Source organism: Bartonella florencae (assembly GCF_000312525.1).
Lineage (GTDB): Bacteria > Pseudomonadota > Alphaproteobacteria > Rhizobiales > Rhizobiaceae > Bartonella > Bartonella florencae.
On sequence record NZ_HE997488.1, the window covers coordinates 1 to 799 of the forward strand.

The following is a 799-nucleotide window of genomic DNA, read 5'->3' on the forward strand; positions in this document are numbered from 1 at the left end:
TTATGTCCAAGCCAGAAATTGCAAATGCTATCGCACAATATGCCAGTGAAAGACTAACCAAAAACATACAGAGACAACTTGCTCGTCAAGAATACGCTGCCAATAAAAGAAGCTAGATCATGTTCCCAAGCTTTATCTCTATATTACATATCCTTATTGGTTTATGCATTACATGTTCTTATGACAATTTTAAAAAAATTATCACTTGCACTTTGTTATTTCCATAAAAAAATCAATAAAATCAATGCAAAAGGTACTTCCCAGCGGGTTGGCTTCGTTGCGGGGCAGGCGAGCGCGAACTATCGCTAGCGACAGAATTTTCAAATCGACTGTACATTGTACAGATAACACATTGATAAATAACGAATTTAATGTGTACTTATATACACACTATACAATCTATAATTATTTAAAAAAATGTGAAGTCACCTCTTGACAATATGGCAACAATATGTCTATTGTTGAGCTAGGTGCCTGAAAAACACCGAACGATAAGCGGATAGATTACCGAAATAATCTCTTCCCGCCGAAATTTAAAAACTTTGACTTATCACATGCTTTGTAGCATATAGTGATTTTGTCGGGTGTGGTTACACTATACAATACCCTTTAGGGAAAAGTGTAACGACGGACTTATCGCCGTGTTTTTCAGCGCCCGGCACTCTTTATTGAGTGTCAATGAAAAACATCTAACGATAAGGAGTTCATATGAACACTCTTATAGAAATTAAAGAACAGGTTATTGATCAAGAAACTGTTCAAACTGTTAACGCTCGTGATTTGCATGCGTTTTTAGAGG

Annotated in this window: 1 pseudogene; it reads left to right on the plus strand. The window is 36.2% G+C overall.

The features are described 5' to 3' along the window. Positions 1-708: 708 nt before the first annotated feature. A pseudogene (locus BN202_RS09830) lies at positions 709-799 on the plus strand (phage antirepressor Ant); the annotation flags it as partial.